Source organism: Pseudomonas sp. C9D1 (assembly GCF_056491235.1).
Map to the genome: position 1 here is coordinate 2624119 of NZ_JBSZIE010000002.1, position 15730 is coordinate 2639848.

At 67.0% G+C, this 15730-nt stretch carries 14 protein-coding genes; 11 read left to right on the top strand and 3 right to left on the bottom strand.

Annotated elements, in window-relative coordinates:
- Window positions 1-93: 93 nt before the first annotated feature.
- From ACXI0U_RS20330 to ACXI0U_RS20340, 3 genes are all read right to left on the bottom strand, one after another.
- Window positions 94-465: a translation initiation factor Sui1 gene (locus ACXI0U_RS20330; protein ID WP_021222371.1), complete on the bottom strand. Its 372-nt coding sequence runs from the start codon at window positions 463-465 to the stop codon at window positions 94-96.
- 413 nt (window positions 466-878) lie between these two features.
- Window positions 879-1400, bottom strand: a complete 522-nt coding sequence (locus tag ACXI0U_RS20335; protein ID WP_271659134.1) for an NUDIX domain-containing protein — start codon at window positions 1398-1400, stop codon at window positions 879-881.
- Window positions 1400-2467, bottom strand: coding sequence for a DUF2333 family protein (locus ACXI0U_RS20340; protein ID WP_374979069.1), 1068 nt, complete (start codon window positions 2465-2467; stop codon window positions 1400-1402). Before ACXI0U_RS20340 ends, ACXI0U_RS20335 begins: the two co-directional genes overlap by 1 nt.
- A 300-nt stretch (window positions 2468-2767) precedes the next feature.
- Between ACXI0U_RS20340 and ACXI0U_RS20345 the strand changes: the two genes are divergently transcribed.
- From ACXI0U_RS20345 to fis, 11 genes are all read left to right on the top strand, one after another.
- Window positions 2768-4381, top strand: coding sequence for a response regulator (locus tag ACXI0U_RS20345; RefSeq protein WP_265169851.1), 1614 nt, complete (start codon window positions 2768-2770; stop codon window positions 4379-4381).
- A gap of 1487 nt (window positions 4382-5868) precedes the next feature.
- Window positions 5869-6456 (top strand): methyl-accepting chemotaxis protein, encoded by a 588-nt coding sequence (locus ACXI0U_RS20350; RefSeq protein WP_371877111.1) that lies wholly within the window; start codon window positions 5869-5871, stop codon window positions 6454-6456.
- A gap of 173 nt (window positions 6457-6629) precedes the next feature.
- Window positions 6630-8393 (top strand): protein-disulfide reductase DsbD, encoded by a 1764-nt coding sequence (locus ACXI0U_RS20355; RefSeq protein ID WP_431482762.1) that lies wholly within the window; start codon window positions 6630-6632, stop codon window positions 8391-8393.
- A gap of 119 nt (window positions 8394-8512) precedes the next feature.
- Window positions 8513-8956 carry a type II 3-dehydroquinate dehydratase gene (gene aroQ / locus ACXI0U_RS20360; protein WP_021222377.1) on the top strand — a complete coding sequence of 148 codons (444 nt, stop codon included), beginning with the start codon at window positions 8513-8515 and terminating at the stop codon, window positions 8954-8956.
- 25 nt (window positions 8957-8981) lie between these two features.
- Window positions 8982-9446 carry an acetyl-CoA carboxylase biotin carboxyl carrier protein gene (gene accB, locus ACXI0U_RS20365; RefSeq protein WP_021222378.1) on the top strand — a complete coding sequence of 155 codons (465 nt, stop codon included), beginning with the start codon at window positions 8982-8984 and terminating at the stop codon, window positions 9444-9446.
- A 17-nt stretch (window positions 9447-9463) separates the two neighbouring features.
- Entirely contained in the window at window positions 9464-10807 is a 1344-nt protein-coding gene (gene accC, locus ACXI0U_RS20370; protein WP_021222379.1) for an acetyl-CoA carboxylase biotin carboxylase subunit, read from the top strand.
- A gap of 62 nt (window positions 10808-10869) precedes the next feature.
- Window positions 10870-11727 carry an EI24 domain-containing protein gene (locus ACXI0U_RS20375; protein ID WP_021222380.1) on the top strand — a complete coding sequence of 286 codons (858 nt, stop codon included), beginning with the start codon at window positions 10870-10872 and terminating at the stop codon, window positions 11725-11727.
- Window positions 11728-11817: 90 nt separating this feature from the next.
- The gene (prmA, locus tag ACXI0U_RS20380) at window positions 11818-12696 is read left to right on the top strand and encodes a 50S ribosomal protein L11 methyltransferase (RefSeq protein WP_316924588.1); all 879 of its coding nucleotides are present in this window, start codon (window positions 11818-11820) and stop codon (window positions 12694-12696) included.
- A 78-nt stretch (window positions 12697-12774) separates the two neighbouring features.
- Complete coding sequence (locus ACXI0U_RS20385) at window positions 12775-14196, top strand: DUF3426 domain-containing protein (protein WP_374979072.1); 1422 nt, start codon at window positions 12775-12777, stop codon at window positions 14194-14196.
- Between the two features lie 168 nt (window positions 14197-14364).
- Window positions 14365-15360, top strand: a complete 996-nt coding sequence (gene dusB, locus ACXI0U_RS20390; protein WP_031288887.1) for a tRNA dihydrouridine synthase DusB — start codon at window positions 14365-14367, stop codon at window positions 15358-15360.
- A complete protein-coding gene (gene fis / locus ACXI0U_RS20395; RefSeq protein ID WP_031288889.1) occupies window positions 15357-15677 on the top strand; it encodes a DNA-binding transcriptional regulator Fis in 321 nt (106 codons plus the stop codon). Before dusB ends, fis begins: the two co-directional genes overlap by 4 nt.
- Window positions 15678-15730: the final 53 nt, after the last annotated feature.

The window sequence follows — 15730 nt, forward strand, 5'->3', positions numbered from 1 at the left end:
CGGTCATTTGGGGCGGGCTTGGGCAGATTAATTCGGTCGTGTGACGTTGGGGTGTTGACCGCATCAGCTGCAGTCAGTTTAGAAAGCCGGTGATCAACCGCCGGATTTCTTGGCCTTGAAGCCGCGCTTGGCGAGCTCTTCGAGCAGCAGGTCCACGTGATCGCCCTGGATCTCGATCACACCATCCTTCAGGGCGCCACCGGTGCCGCAGCGACGCTTGAGCGCGCTGGCCAGCTCCTTGAGGGCGTCCTCGTCGAGCGGCACGCCGCTGATACTGGTCACCGTCTTGCCACCGCGGCCCTTGGTTTCCCGGCGAACACGGGCAATGCCGTCGCCAGCGGGCACGGAGGCTCGCTTGCAAACGCAGGCGTCAATGGGCTGGGCGCAGTCCGGGCAATGCCGGCCGCTGTCGGTGGAGTACACCAGGCCGCTCAATGCGGCGAAGGACGAAGCTTTCTTGACCACCGGCTTTCCTCGTAGGGGTCAGGATAGCGACTGGTCGGCGGGAGCCGACCGCGAAGCCCCACTCTGGCAGGGGCAGCGCAGACCCGGCGGGGAAGCCGGGCTTGAAAGGCGGCGAAATTTAGCAGCATTCGGCGCGAATGCTAAGTACGAAATTGCGCCATTGATCGACAGAATAGCGACCTACCCGCCTCGCTGTGCAGCATCCCGCACGAAAGGGTCCGGAATATCGCACAAACCCGCGCCTGGCGCGGGTTCGGCAGGGGAAAATGGGGTGCCCACAGGTTGGCATCGAGCGAGAGCGGTGGGCTGAAGCCCAGCCTACGGCCAGCGATGGCACTTCGTAACCCGGGGCGCCGATCGGTGGATGAGAAAAGCGTCATCCACCCTACTCAGGGCATACCGTCGCGCCTGGGTCAGGTGTCGAGGTAGAGCTGCAGGGCGCGCTGGGAGTCGGGGCAGCAGGGCTGCAGGGCAGCGGCTTCTGCCAGGTCGACGAAACGGGCTTCGAGCACCTCTTCCGGCTGCAGCCGCAGCGGTGCATCGGAAACGGCGGAAAACACCGCGCACCACAGGCGATTGCCCGGCTCGTCGAAGAAGAAGCGCCCGTGATCCACCAGCGGCACGCCGGCGATGCCCAGCTCCTCTTCCAGCTCGCGCTCGGCGGATTCGGCGTAGCCCTCCCCGGCGGCGACCATGCCGCCGGCGGCCAGGTCCCAGTAGCCGGGATACACGGCCTTGCTCAGGGCGCGCCGGTGCACGCAGAGGCGCCCGGCGGAATCGAAGAGGAGGATGAAGGTGCCACGGCCGATCAGGCCGCGCTCGCGCAATTCGGCCCGGGGCAGTTCGCCGAGCAGGCCATCGGCCTCGTCGACCCAGGCGATGCGCTCGGCATCGGAGGCGGCACGGTGCGCCGCCTCGCGTTCGCTGATGGCCATCAACCCTGCTCGAGCAGCTGACGCAGGTCGATGATGGCGGCGTTGGCGCGGGAGATGTAGTTGGCCATCACCAGCGAGTGGTTGGCCAGCACGCCGAAGCCGCTGCCGTTGAGCACCATGGGGCTCCACAGCGGTTCCTGGGCGGCTTCCAGCTCGCGGATGATCTGCCGCACGCTGATGGTGGCGTTCTTCTTCGCCAGCACGTCGGCGAAGTCCACTTCGATGGCCCGCAGGATGTGCGACAGCGCCCAGGCCTGGCCACGGGCTTCGTAGAAGACATTGTCGATCTGTAGCCAGGGCGTCTCGACGATCTCCTCGCTGACCTTGGGCACCACGCCTTCCTGGGCTTCCAGGGCCTTCACGTCGGTGTTCAGGCGCACCCGGCCGACGCTGGCGGAGAGGCGCTGAGACAGCGAGCCGAGGCGCGTGGCGACGTCGCCCAGCCAGTTGTTGAGGTTGTCGGCGCGGGTATAGAACTGCGCGGAGGACTGGTTCGGGTCGGAGAGACGGACCAGGTAGCGGTCCAGGGCGCGGATGCCTTCCTGGTACTCGGTTTCCGATGCCGGCAGGGCCCAGCTCTTGTTGTCGAAGTTGAAGCGCGGCTCGGCACGGGCGAGGTCGACGTCTTCGGTGGACTGCGACTGCGAACGGGCGAAGTCCTTGCGCAGGGCGCGGGACAGGTCGCGGACCTGAACCAGCACGCCGTATTCCCAGCTGGGCATGTTGTCCAGCCAGAGGCCGGGCGGAGCCAGGTCGTTGGAGAGGTAGCCACCGGGCTTGTCGAGCAGGGTCTGGCCGACCTGCTTGAGGGTCTCGACCGTGGTGTAGCCGGTCACCAGCTTGCGCTGGGCACGCTCGGCGGCAGCCTGGGCATTCTGCTGCACCGGGAACAGCCCGGGTTCCTGGCTCCAGTACCAACCCACGATGATCGCACCCACCAGGTAGAGGCCCAGCAGCGCACCGAGGGCGCGGCTCAGCCAGATTCCGCCCAGGTAGCTGCGCACGTCATCCACCGAATCATCGACGCGATCTCGTGCCTGACCCGCACGCTTCTTCCAGTCCAGCATGGCTATGTCCTTAAACTCGTTCAGCTCGGCAGTTTCGACAGCAACCTGCGAGGAGGGTGCCATCCGGCTCTGCACTATAAGTGAAGCGCCGGGCCTTGCCAGCGACAAATGGCCAAACCAAGAGTGGGCCGCAACCTGAGACGGGCCGCACAGCACAACTGTGACCTAATGGTTCTCCGTGAAAAAATACTGGCGTCATTAGATCGGCGGTACTAGCGTACGCATTATCAAGTGCTAGCATAGAGCCACCATTCTGACCGCCCACTCAAAATCCTGCGGTCGAGCATTAGAAGCAACGCCATGACCGAGCATGAAGATCCGAGCCGCGATCGCCTCAAGAATCACTTTGCACAACGAGTGATCCACCAGGCGCGCCATCTTCTGGAGGTCTGGCAACGCCTGCAGCGCGCCGAGTGGACCAGCGCCGACCTGGCCGAGCTGACCGAAGCCAACGGCTACCTGCTGCGCTATGCGGAACGCTTCGAACAACCCGAACACACCCAGCTGGCCCAGGGCATCAAGCACAGCCTGGAAGCCGTCAAGGCCAACCGCGGCCGTCTTTCCAGCGACCTGATCACCGAGCTCAGCCAACTGATGCAGCGCCTGTCGCGCACCGGCCTGCGCCATGGCGACCAACTGGAACAGACCTTCCTGCCGCCCCTGCGCAAGCCGGTATACCTGGCCCTGCAGGATCAGGAGCGGGCCCAGCGCCTGGCCCAGCAGATGGACTTCTTCGGCCTCTACGTACAGACCTGCGACAGCGCCAATGCCTTCCGCGCCGCCATGGCCGAGCGCCATCCGGCCGCCATCGTCATGGAAGTGGATTTCGCCGGTCGCGGCACGGGACTGGAGCTGGCCCTGGAGGCGCAGAAAGGCCTGGAGCACAAGCTGCCGGTGCTGTTCTTCAGCCATGAGGAAACCGATACGCCGACCCGCCTGGCCGCCGTGCGCGCCGGGGGCCAGGAGTACTTCACCGGTGCCCTGGATGCCTCCAGCCTGCTGGAGAAGATCGAGACCCTGACCCGCACCGCCCACTACGAGCCGTACCGGGTGCTGATCGTCGACGACTCCAAGGCCCAGGCGATGCACACCGAAATGGTGCTCAACAGCGCCGGCATCGTCACCCAGGCCATCACCGAGCCGGCCCTGGCCATGGGTGCGCTGGCCGAGTTCCAGCCGGACCTGATCATCCTCGACATGTACATGCCCGAGTGCCTGGGCACCGAACTGGCCAAGGTGATCCGCCAGCACGAGCGCTACGTCAGCGTGCCGATCATCTACCTCTCCGCCGAGGACGACCTGGACAAGCAGCTGGATGCGATGAGCGAGGGCGGCGACGACTTCCTCACCAAGCCGATCAAGCCGCGCCACCTGATCGCCACGGTACGCAACCGCGCCAAGCGCGCCCGCAGCCTCAAGGCGCGGATGGTGCGTGACAGCCTCACCGGGCTGTTCAACCACACCCACACCCTGCAACTGCTGGAAGATGCCCGCTCCCGAGCGCGTCGCGACGGTCGCCCGCTGACCTTCGCCATGATCGACATCGACCACTTCAAGAAGGTCAACGACACCTACGGCCACCCCATGGGCGACCGGGTGATCAAGAGCCTGGCGCTGTTCCTCAAGCAACGCCTGCGCAAGACCGACCATATCGGGCGCTACGGCGGCGAGGAGTTCGCCATCGTCCTGCCCGATACCGACCTGGAGGCGGCGCACCGCGTACTGGACGAAATCCGCCGGCGCTTCGCCGAGATCCACTACCCGGCGCAGCCCCATGACCTGTCCTGCACCTTCAGCGCCGGCATCGCCGAGCTGCGCGACGACCTCGACAGCAACGCCCTCTCCAAGCAGGCCGACGAAGCGCTCTATCGCGCCAAGCACGGCGGTCGCAACCGCGTCGAACTGTTCACCTGAGGCCGACCGGCGGGCGTGACGCAGTTCACGCTGTCATCAGGTTGAAACCGAACCGCAATATCTTTCAGGGCCTGTCCGTTCTGTAGTCGGTCGAGGCCCCGATGCGCCTGAAACAGCTCACCAATCTCAACACCCTGCTTCTTGTAACCGTCTGCCTGGCCCTGGGCGTCACCCTCTGGTGGTCGCAGCGCGCCCTGGAACGCCCCTACCAGGTGATGGAGCAGTACATGGACCTGGCCCAGCGCTTCCAGCGCGACGTCAGCGCCAACATCGAAGCCTACCTCGGCAGCGGCGACGCCCTGCGCCACAGCGCCGCCACCCAGAGCCTGGACGAACTCGACCAGCGCATGACGCAGCTGCCGCCGCAACTGGCCACCACCCTGCGCGCCAGCATCGATGACCTGCGCGCCTTCAGCCGCGACCAACTGCTGGCCGCCGGCAAACTGGCCGGCGACCCGCAGGGCCTGCTGCTACAGGCCGAACGCGAGATCGACGGCGCCCTGGAACAGCTGGCCCGCTACGCCGACGAAGGCGACCCCAGCCAGGCCGCCGAATACCGCAAGCCCCTGCTGGCTGCCGCCCAGCACCTGACCCGCCTGGCCCACGCCCGGGTCAAGCTGGTGGAGAGCGGCCGCGACGAACTGGCCGCCGACGTCGAGCGCGAGCTGGCCGCCCTGAGCATGGAATCCGCGCGCCTCGACGCCCTGCCGCTGCTGGGCCTGGCCGACGCCTCCAGCTCCGCCTCCGATGATTTCGCCGCGATGATGGGCCTGGCCGCCACCGAAGCCGCGACCGAGACGAAACAGGCCGAGGATCGCGGCATAGCCCTCAAGCGCGACCTGGCCAGCCTGCTCAAGCGCTACCCGGCCGAACTGCAGCGCACCCGCCAACTGATCACCAGCCGCGCCGAACTGGCCGGCACCACCCGCGCCCGCCTCGACGCCCTGCGCCAGGCCCTGGCCGCGCTGGAGCCGCTGGTGCGCTCCGAGCATGGCCGCATCCAGGGCGAGGTACGGGTGATCCAAGGGCTGATGATAGGCCTGATCCTGCTCATCGCCCTGGCCGTGGACCGCATCCAGCGCAACCTCACCCGCGTGCTCGGGCGCCTGGTGCAGTCCCTCTCCGCCTGGGCCTCCGGCGACTTCAGCAAGCCCATCGCCCTGGATTCGAAGATCGACGACCTGCGCGGCATCGAACAGTCCCTGGGCCGCCTGCGCGCCTACCTCGGCGAGCTGGTGGGCACCATCCGCCACCATGCCGAGCAGGTGGCCGGCAGCAGCCACACCCTGGCCGACCTCAACGGTGGCCTGCACGCCGGGGCCGAACGCCAGGCCGGCGGCACCGCGCAGATCCGCGACGCCCTGGGCGAACTGGAGGCGACCATCCAGCAGGTGGCGGGCGATGCCAGCCAGGCCGCCTCTGCCAGCCACGACGCCGGGCGCGCCGTTGAGCAAGGCCAGCGCATCATTGGCCAGAGCCTGGAGGGCATGCACAGCCTGGTCGGCGAGGTGCAGGGCAACGCCATCGCCATCGAGCGCCTGGCCCAGGAGTCCGCCACCATCGAAAGCGTGCTGGTGGTGATCCGCGGCATCGCCGAACAGACCAATCTGCTGGCGCTCAACGCCGCCATCGAGGCCGCCCGTGCCGGCGAGCAGGGCCGGGGCTTCGCCGTGGTCGCCGACGAAGTGCGCACCCTGGCGCAACGCACCGCCGGCGCCACCGGCGAAATCCAGGAGCTGATCGGCCGCCTGCAGACCGCCGCCCATCAGTCGGTACAGGGCATGCGCGCCCAGGTGGAGCACGCCGAGGCGACCGCCGCCCGCGCCGCCGCCGCCGATGGCGCACTGGACGAGATAGTCGCGGCCATCCGCACCATCGCCGACACCGCCGGGCAGATCGCCGAAGCCACCGCCAATCAGAGCGGTGCGGTGACCGAGATCCGTGGCTACAGCGAGGAGATCCACCAGCTCGGCGACGACAACCTGCAGCGCATCGGCCGCAGCCGCGACCAGGCCGAACAGCTGCTGCAGCTGGGCGGCGACCTGACCCGCGCGGTGCAAGCCTTCCGCGTCTGACCCCTGCGGCGACGTGTCGCGCCCCGCAACAGCGAAGCGCGTCGCCGCAGGGCGGGCACGGTCGCTGCGCCACGACCACCCGGGCAGCCGAGAAAACCGCTTACAGGATCAGCGCTGCATGGCGGCGGCCGGCTCCGCTATCATGCCCGGCACCTTCGCCTGCCGAGACTTCCATGCGCCGTCTGCTGACCCTGATCCTGCTGCTGGTCGCCCTGCCCGCCAGCGCCGGGCTGCTGGATAACCGCCCCAGCTCCACCCTCGGAGCCGCGCTGAACAACAGCAAGGACTTCCTCCCCGTGCGCGAGGCCTTCCGCCTCAGCCTGGTGGACAGCTCGCCGACCTCGATCAAGCTGCGTTTCGCCAACGCCGAGGGCTACTACCTCTACAAGCACCGTTTCCAGTTCCGCACCGAGCCGGCGGACATAGCCCTGGGCGACGCGCAGCTGCCGGCCGGCAAGCACAAGACCGACGAATATTTCGGCGACGTGGAGGTGTACTACGAAGTCCTCGACGTCGACCTGCCGCTGAACAACCCGTCCAATCGTCCCTTCAAGCTGCTGGTGACCTACCAGGGCTGCGCCGACAAGGGCCTGTGCTACCCGCCGGAGACCGAAACCCTGCAGATCGGCGACGCCCCGGCGGCGCTGGACGGTGCGATCCCGTCCGAGGGCAAGGGCTGGAGCTGGCACGAGCTGGCGCTGTTCTTCCTCGCCGGGCTCGGCCTGACCTTCACCCCCTGTGTGCTGCCCATGCTGCCGATCCTGTCCGGCGTGGTGCTGCGCGGCCAGGTGGGCGGCAGCCGCGGCCTGGTGCTGTCGCTGGCCTATGTGCTGCCCATGGCCGCCTGCTTCGCGGTGCTCGGCGCGCTGATGGGCGTGTTCGGCGCCGAACTCAACCTGCAGGCACGCCTGCAATCGGCCTGGGTGCTGGTGCCCTTCGCCGCCTTCTTCGCGGTCTTCGCCCTGGCCATGTTCGGCCTCTACGAACTGCGCCTGCCGCAGTTCATCAGCGGCCCGCTGGATCGCCTGGCCGGCAACACCCGGGGCGGCTCGATCTGGGGCGCGGCGGCGCTGGGGGTGTTCTCCAGCCTGCTGGTCTCACCCTGCGTGTCGGCGCCCCTGGCCGGCGCCCTCCTCTATATAAGCGCCAGCGGCGACGCCCTGGGCGGCGGGCTCAAGCTGTTCGTCCTCGGCCTCGGCATGGGCGCACCCCTGGTGCTGTTCGCCGTGGGCGGCGGCACGCTGCTGCCGAAGTCCGGCAACTGGATGGTCGCGGTGCGCAATGCCTTCGGCGTGCTACTGCTGGCCGTCTCGGTGTGGCTGCTGGAGCGCGTGCTGCCCGGCCCGCTGTCCCTGGCCCTGTGGGGCCTGCTGGCCGGCGGCGTGGCGCTGTTCCTCGGCGCCCTGGAGTTCACCCCGAAAACCGCCCGCCAGCGCCTGGCGCAACTGGCCGGGCTGGTGCTGCTGGTCTACGCGGTGGCCGCCTGGACCGGCGGCCTCAAGGGCGAGTCGGACCCGCTGCGCCCCCTGGGCCGCCCGGGTGCTGCAGCCGTCACCGCCAGCACGGCCGGTGCCTGGCAGACCATCACCACCCCGACCGAGCTGGCCGCTGCCCAGGCCGAAGCCAAGGCCGCCGGCAAGCCGCTGCTGCTGGACTGGTACGCCGACTGGTGCATCAGCTGCAAGGTGATCGAGCGCGAAGTGCTGACCGCCCCCGAGGTGGCCAGCCAACTGAACGCCTACCACCTGGTGCGCTTCGACATGACCGCGAGCACGCCCGAACAGCGCGCGCTGCTGGACCGCTACAAGCTGTTCGGCCCGCCCGCCATCCTGTTCTTCGCCCCCAATGGTGACGAATGGTCGGAATCGCGTGTCGTAGGTGAGATCACCGCGACGGACTTCGCCGCCAAGCTGCAAGGCGCTGCCCAGCGGCTTTGAGCCGATTTTCACAAATCTGCCGCAAACTACGGGCATCGTGTCGACTACTACCGGCATATGGACAGCCTCTCGGGCTTTCCTGCATAGTCCCGCCTGGCCCCCAATAAGGAAGACATCGCATGGCCACCCTGCTCGTCCTGCACGGCCCCAACCTCAACCTGCTGGGCACCCGCGAACCCGACAAGTACGGCGCCACCACCCTGGCCGAAATCAACCAGGACCTGGAGCGCAGAGCCCGCGAGGCGGGGCATCACCTGCTTTATCTGCAGAGCAATGCCGAGTACGAACTGATCGATCGCATCCATGCCGCACGCAACGAAGGCGTGGACTTCATCCTGATCAATCCCGCCGCTTTCACGCATACAAGTGTCGCCCTACGTGACGCGTTGCTCGCAGTGAGCATCCCATTCATCGAAGTGCACCTCTCCAACGTGCACAAGCGAGAACCTTTCCGCCATCACTCCTACTTCTCCGACGTTGCGGTGGGAGTGATTTGCGGTCTGGGTGCCACCGGCTACCGCCTGGCCCTGGACGCGGCGCTAGAACACCTTGAACGCCCCTGACCTCACCCTTGGGAGTTGATAATTAATGGATATCCGTAAAGTCAAAAAACTGATCGAGCTGCTGGAAGAATCCGGTATCGACGAGCTGGAGATCCGCGAGGGCGAAGAGTCCGTGCGCATCAGCCGCCACAGCAAGCAGGCCGCCATGGCCCAGCCGATCTACGCCGCACCGATGGCCGCCCCGGCACCGGCTCCGGTCGCAGCAGCCCCGGTCGCCCCGGCAGCAGACGCCGCCCCGGCCGCCAAGAAACTCAACGGCACCGTGGTGCGCTCGCCGATGGTCGGCACCTTCTACCGCGCCGCCTCGCCCACCTCGGCAAACTTCGCCGAAGTCGGCCAGACCGTTAAGAAGGGCGACATCCTGTGCATCGTCGAAGCGATGAAGATGATGAACCACATCGAGGCCGAAGCCAGCGGCGTGATCGAATCCATCCTCGTGGAGAACGGCCAGCCGGTTGAGTACGACCAACCGCTGTTCACCATCGTCTGAACCGCGGAGAGCCTGTGATGCTGGAAAAAGTCCTGATCGCCAACCGTGGCGAGATCGCCCTGCGCATCCTGCGCGCCTGCAAGGAGCTGGGCATCAAGACGGTGGCGGTGCACTCGACGGCTGACCGCGAGCTGATGCACCTGTCCCTGGCCGACGAGACCGTATGCATCGGTCCGGCCCCGGCTGCCCTGTCCTACCTGAACATCCCGGCGATCATCAGTGCCGCCGAAGTCACCGGCGCCACGGCGATCCACCCGGGTTACGGCTTCCTCGCCGAGAACGCCGACTTCGCCGAACAGGTGGAGAACTCCGGTTTCGCCTTCATCGGCCCCAAGGCCGACACCATCCGCCTGATGGGTGACAAGGTGTCCGCCAAGGACGCCATGAAGAAATCCGGCGTACCGACCGTTCCGGGCTCCGACGGCCCGCTGCCGGAAGACGAAGCCACCGCCCTGGCCATCGCCGAGGAAGTGGGTTACCCAGTGATCATCAAGGCCGCCGGTGGCGGTGGTGGTCGCGGCATGCGCGTGGTGCACAGCGCCGACGAGCTGATCAAGTCGGCCAAGCTGACCCGTACCGAAGCCGGTGCTGCGTTCGGCAACTCCATGGTCTACCTGGAGAAGTTCCTCACCAACCCGCGTCACGTGGAAGTGCAGGTGCTCTCCGACGGCCAGGGCAATGCCATCCACCTCGGCGACCGCGACTGCTCCCTGCAGCGCCGCCACCAGAAGGTGCTGGAAGAAGCCCCAGCCCCCGGCATCGACGAGAAGGCCCGCGCCGAAGTGCTGGCCCGCTGCGTCCAGGCCTGCGTCGAGATCGGCTACCGCGGTGCCGGTACCTTCGAGTTCCTCTACGAGAACGGCCACTTCTACTTCATCGAGATGAACACCCGCGTCCAGGTCGAGCACCCGGTCACCGAGATGGTCACCGGCATCGACATCGTCAAGGAGATGCTCAGCATCGCCGCGGGTAACAAGCTGTCGATCAAGCAGGAGGACGTGGTCATCCGTGGTCACGCCCTGGAATGCCGGATCAACGCCGAAGACCCGGACAACTTCATGCCCAGCCCCGGCAAGGTGCAGTACTACCATGCGCCCGGCGGCAACGGCGTGCGGGTCGATTCGCACCTGTACAGCGGCTATTCGGTTCCGCCGAACTACGACTCGCTGATCGGCAAGCTGATCACCTACGGCAAGGACCGCGACGAGGCCATGGCGCGCATGCGCAACGCCCTCGATGAGCTGGTGGTGGACGGCATCAAGACCAACATCCCGCTGCACCGTGACCTGACCCGCGACAAGGGTTTCCGCAAGGGGGGCGTGAACATTCACTACCTCGAGCACAAACTGGGCAAGAAGTAAGCCCGGCAACCCTGGAAGGGCCGCATAATGCGGCCCTTCTGCATTTCACGCGAAGGATCGCCATGTCCCTGAAGTCCCGCATCCTTGCCATCGGCCCGGCCTTTGGCGAAGCCTTCATCTGCCTCGGCCTGGCCCTGCGCTCCAGCCTGCGCCCCGGCATCCTGCTGCGCTCCTCCGGGCTCTGCCTGCTGACGCTGGTGTTCTGGAGCTGGGTCTTCTACGCCCATGCCGAAATCATCCTCAAGGCCGCCGGACTGCTGTCGTTCTTCGTCGTCTCCGGCGCCGCCATGTTCGGTCTGATTCCCAGCCTCACTGGCGGCCCGGCCACCGTCAGCGGCATGGCCGGCATCGCCCCGGCAGTGGGGCTGATGCTGGTGTATTCCGCCCTCCTGGCACTGGCCATGGTCGGCGTGCTGTTCGTCGCGGCCATCGTCATCAGCATCCGCCTGGCCCTGCGCTGGGTGTTGATGGGCAGCCTGCGCGAGCGCGCCCTCAAGCCCTATCCGGGCCTGGCCTCGCGCAGCCCGGCGGCCAGCGACCTGCTGCGCGCCGGGCGCTACCACCTGGGGCCCTGGCTGGGCATCGGCCTGGGCCCACTGTTGTGCCTGGCGATACCGTTGATAAACGGCGTGCTGCTGATCATCCTGCTGGGCTACCTCAACGTGCGCTTCCTGGTGCCCGCCGCCCTGTCTGGTCTGGCCAGCGGCGCCGAGCAGATGCAAGCGGTGCGCCGCCAGCGCGGCGCCATGATCGCCTTCGGCCTGCTGATCCTGCTGCTGGCGCTGGTGCCGGTGCTCAACCTGCTGCTGCCCGCCCTGCTCGGCGGCGGCGCCTGCCACCTCGCCTATCGCGGCCTGGACCGCCCGGAACGCCCGGCTGGCGTGGCATCAGAGCCTCAAGTAAGCTTGCCCGCCCCATGAAGGCATCCCAAAAACTACCTGCGTTGCCATCGCACAGGTTTTCAAGGTGCCCATAAGGGCCACATTTTCACGTCGCATCGAGGTTCCGCCATGCCCTGGTTACAAGTCCGTCTCGCCATCACCCCGGATCAGGCGGAAACCTATGAAGATGCACTGCTGGAAGTCGGTGCCGTCTCCGTGACCTTCATGGACGCCGAAGACCAGCCGATCTTCGAGCCCGACCTCGGCACCACCCCGCTCTGGTCCCACACCCATCTGCTGGCGCTGTTCGAAGCCGACACCGACGAAACCAACCTGGTCGCCCACCTGGAACTGCTCACCGGCGGCGCGCTGCCCGAGCACCAGATCGAGCGCATCGAGGACCAGGACTGGGAACGCAGCTGGATGGACAACTTCCAGCCCATGCGCTTCGGCCGCCGCCTGTGGATCGTGCCCAGCTGGCACCAAGCCCCGGAGCCGGACGCGGTGAACCTGCTGCTGGACCCGGGCCTGGCCTTCGGCACCGGCACCCACCCGACCACCGCGCTGTGCCTGGAATGGCTGGACGGCCAGGAACTGGACGGCTGCGAGCTGATCGACTTCGGCTGCGGCTCGGGCATCCTCGCCATCGCCGGCCTGCTGCTCGGCGCGCGCCAGGCGGTGGGCACCGACATCGACCCGCAAGCCCTGGAAGCCTCCCGCGACAACGCCTCGCGCAATGGCATCGACCCGGCCCTGTTCCCCGTCTACCTGCCCGCCGACATGCCGCAACAGCAGGCGGACGTGGTGGTGGCCAACATCCTCGCCGGACCGCTGGTGTCCCTGGCACCGCAGATCACTGCACTGGTCAAGGCCGGCGGCCGCCTGGCGCTGTCCGGCATCCTCGCCGAGCAGGCCGAGGAAGTCCGCGCCGCCTATGCCGACGCCTTCGTGCTCGACCCCACCGCCGACAAGGACGGCTGGGTGCGCATCAGCGGTGTACGTCGCTGAGCCACGCCCCATGAGCAGACCCGCGCCAGCGTGCTACCGAGTTGGTAGACTGGCGCCTTGTTTCACACGGACCGCCGCATGACCGAAAGCTTCGTCACCCAGTGCCCCCATTGCCAGACCAGCTTCCGCGTAAGCCGCGCGCAGTTGGGCGCTGCCCAAGGCGCCGTGCGCTGTGGGGCCTGCCTGCACGTGTTCAACGCAGCCAAGCAGTTGCTGGGAGCCATGTCGGCCGGCGAGCCGAAGCCGTCCACGCCCGCGCCCCAGGCGCCGCGCCCTGCTGCGCCGGCAGCGCCGAAACCCGCTGCCCCGGTCGCGCCAGCGGCCCCGGCACAGCCGGCCAGCCCGGCCCCCAGCGTCGCCACCCTGCTCAAGTCGCCCCTGGCCTCGGCCCCCGTGCCGCCACCCGCGCCGGTGCCGCCCGCCGTGCCGCCAGGCAAGACGGCCGACAAGAACACCCTGTGGATCCACGACGACCTGGACCTCGACAGCCTCGACCTGGACGAGGAACTGGCCAAGCTGGAACAGGAAGAACTCAAGCTCTCCCAGGAATTCCTCGCCCTGCAGGCCGCGCCCAAACCGGGCGAGCAGTCATACGGCCAGCACGTGGAATCCACCGACAAGCATGACGAGCGCTGGGCCGAGGCCCTGTTGCGCGAGGACGCGCCGCGCGTCACGCCGAGCGCACCACGCCCGACACCGCCCGCCGTGGCCGAGCGCCCCACCGCCATTGAGCCCCATGCGCCACAACGCAAGGAGCCGGCGCTGTCCCTCGACGACGACCTGGACGATGACCCGGCCCCGGCCTTCGGCCCCGCCGCCGATCGCGATGACGAGCCGACGGACGAGCCCGCGCGCGCTCGAATCGGCGCGTCGGACGAAGAAGAAGACGACGAGATCGACGAGCCCCCGGTCGCCCCGGCACGTACGCCACCGCGCAACGAACCGGGCCTGCGTGGCGGCAACCTGCTGGATATCGACGACGAGCCGTTGCAACTCGACTGGCAACAGCCGAAAAAACCCTGGGGCCGCTGGATCGGCTGGGGGGCGCTGAACCTGCTGGGCGCCATCGCCCTGGCCGGGCAATACGTCTGGTACCACTTCGACGAGCTGGCACGCACCGACCAGTACCGCCCCTGGTTCGAACAGCTGTGCCCGGAACTCGGCTGCCAGCTGCCGTCCAAGGTCGAGATCGCCCTGATCAAGAGCAGCAACCTGGTGGTGCGCAGCCACCCGGACTTCACCGGCGCACTGGTGGTGGACGCCATCCTCTACAACCGCGCATCCTTCTCCCAGCCCTTCCCGCTGCTGGAGCTGCGCTTCGCCGACATCAACGGCCAGCTTCTGGCCAGTCGTCGGTTCAAGCCGGGCGAATACCTCGCCGGCGAGCTTGCCGGGCAGTCGGAAATGCCGCCGCAGACGCCCATCCACATCTCCCTGGATATCCTCGACCCAGGCACCAAGGCTGTGAACTACAGTCTCAGCTTCCACTCCCCCGAGTAGCGCCAGCGGCGGCTTTTCGCCGCTGGAGGGCCTCGCCAGAACCTTCGGCGATAAGCTCATCGCTGTTCAGAATTTGTTCAAAACAACCTTTATCCGGTCATCGAGAGCGGGTATCATGCCCACCCTTTTTCGAAGACCAAGATCCGGCCCCACAGGCAGGGAAGACCCATGTCGGCGGTACGCATCGGCCCATACGCACTACCCAATCAAGTGATACTCGCCCCCATGGCGGGAGTGACCGATCGTCCGTTTCGTCTGCTTTGCCGTCGCCTCGGCGCCGGCTTGGTAGTCTCCGAAATGGTCACCAGCGACGTGCGCCTGTGGAACAGCCGCAAGTCGAAACTGCGCCTGCTCCACGAGGGCGACCCGGAGCCGCGCTCGGTGCAGATCGCCGGGGGCGATCCGCAGATGCTGGCCGAGGCCGCCGTCGCCAATGTGGCGCTCGGCGCGCAGATCATCGACATCAACATGGGTTGCCCGGCGAAGAAGGTCTGCAACAAGGCCGCCGGCTCCGCGCTGATGAAGGACGAGGCCCTGGTGGCTGCGATCCTCGAAGCGGTGGTCGGCGCCGTGGACGTGCCGGTGACCCTGAAGATCCGCACCGGCTGGGACCGGGACAACAAGAACGGCATCGCCGTGGCAAGGATCGCCGAACAGTCGGGAATACAGGCGCTGGCCGTGCATGGCCGCACCCGTGCCGACCTGTACACCGGTGAAGCCGAGTACGACACCATCGCTGCGATCAAGCAGTCGGTGTCGATCCCGGTCTTCGCCAATGGCGACATCACCTCGCCACAGAAGGCCAGAGAGGTCCTCGACGCCACCGGCGCCGATGCCCTGCTGATCGGTCGAGCGGCCCAGGGGAGACCCTGGATATTCCGCGAGATCGCGCACTACCTGGAAACCGGCGAACTCCTGCCGGCCCCGGGTTTGAAGGAAATTGAACAGATCCTGCTGGAGCACCTGGCCGCATTGCACGCCTTCTACGGCGACCTGATGGGCGTACGCATCGCCCGCAAGCATGTCGGCTGGTATCTCGCAACCCTGCCGGGCGCCAGGGAGTTTCGCGCCCAGTTCAATCGTTTGGAGTCCACGGACGCGCAGTGCGCCAACGTTCGAGAGTTTTTCATCGAACGTCACAACGACGGAGAACAGGCCGCATGACGACGATGACCGAGAATTTTTTTGATGGGGCAACACCCGTGAGCGACAACGCCAACCTTAAACAGCACCTGACCACACCGACCGCGGAAGGCCAGACCTTGCGCGGCAGTGTCGAGAAGGCCTTGCACAATTACTTCGCCCATCTCGAGGGCGCCGCGGTCACGGACGTCTACAACCTGGTGCTCTCCGAAGTCGAGGCACCGCTGCTGGAGTCCGTGATGAACTACGTCAAGGGCAACCAGACCAAGGCTTCCGAGATGCTCGGCCTGAACCGCGGCACCTTGCGCAAGAAGCTCAAGCAGTACGACCTCCTGTAAAGCACGTATTCGATAAAGAAAGGGCGGCCCCCGAGAACATCAAAGGCCGCCCT

What these genes read in the sequence shown, in the direction of transcription:
- aroQ (WP_021222377.1), top strand. Translation starts at nt 8,513, where the DNA reads ATGGCCACCCTGCTCGTCCTGCACGGCCCCAACCTCAACCTGCTGGGC.
- accC (WP_021222379.1), top strand. Translation starts at nt 9,464, where the DNA reads ATGCTGGAAAAAGTCCTGATCGCCAACCGTGGCGAGATCGCCCTGCGC.
- ACXI0U_RS20340 (WP_374979069.1), bottom strand. Translation starts at nt 2,467, where the DNA reads ATGCTGGACTGGAAGAAGCGTGCGGGTCAGGCACGAGATCGCGTCGAT.
- ACXI0U_RS20350 (WP_371877111.1), top strand. Translation starts at nt 5,869, where the DNA reads ATGCACAGCCTGGTCGGCGAGGTGCAGGGCAACGCCATCGCCATCGAG.
- fis (WP_031288889.1), top strand. Translation starts at nt 15,357, where the DNA reads ATGACGACGATGACCGAGAATTTTTTTGATGGGGCAACACCCGTGAGC.
- ACXI0U_RS20385 (WP_374979072.1), top strand. Translation starts at nt 12,775, where the DNA reads ATGACCGAAAGCTTCGTCACCCAGTGCCCCCATTGCCAGACCAGCTTC.
- ACXI0U_RS20335 (WP_271659134.1), bottom strand. Translation starts at nt 1,400, where the DNA reads ATGGCCATCAGCGAACGCGAGGCGGCGCACCGTGCCGCCTCCGATGCC.
- ACXI0U_RS20355 (WP_431482762.1), top strand. Translation starts at nt 6,630, where the DNA reads ATGCGCCGTCTGCTGACCCTGATCCTGCTGCTGGTCGCCCTGCCCGCC.
- prmA (WP_316924588.1), top strand. Translation starts at nt 11,818, where the DNA reads ATGCCCTGGTTACAAGTCCGTCTCGCCATCACCCCGGATCAGGCGGAA.
- dusB (WP_031288887.1), top strand. Translation starts at nt 14,365, where the DNA reads ATGTCGGCGGTACGCATCGGCCCATACGCACTACCCAATCAAGTGATA.
- ACXI0U_RS20375 (WP_021222380.1), top strand. Translation starts at nt 10,870, where the DNA reads ATGTCCCTGAAGTCCCGCATCCTTGCCATCGGCCCGGCCTTTGGCGAA.
- ACXI0U_RS20345 (WP_265169851.1), top strand. Translation starts at nt 2,768, where the DNA reads ATGACCGAGCATGAAGATCCGAGCCGCGATCGCCTCAAGAATCACTTT.
- accB (WP_021222378.1), top strand. Translation starts at nt 8,982, where the DNA reads ATGGATATCCGTAAAGTCAAAAAACTGATCGAGCTGCTGGAAGAATCC.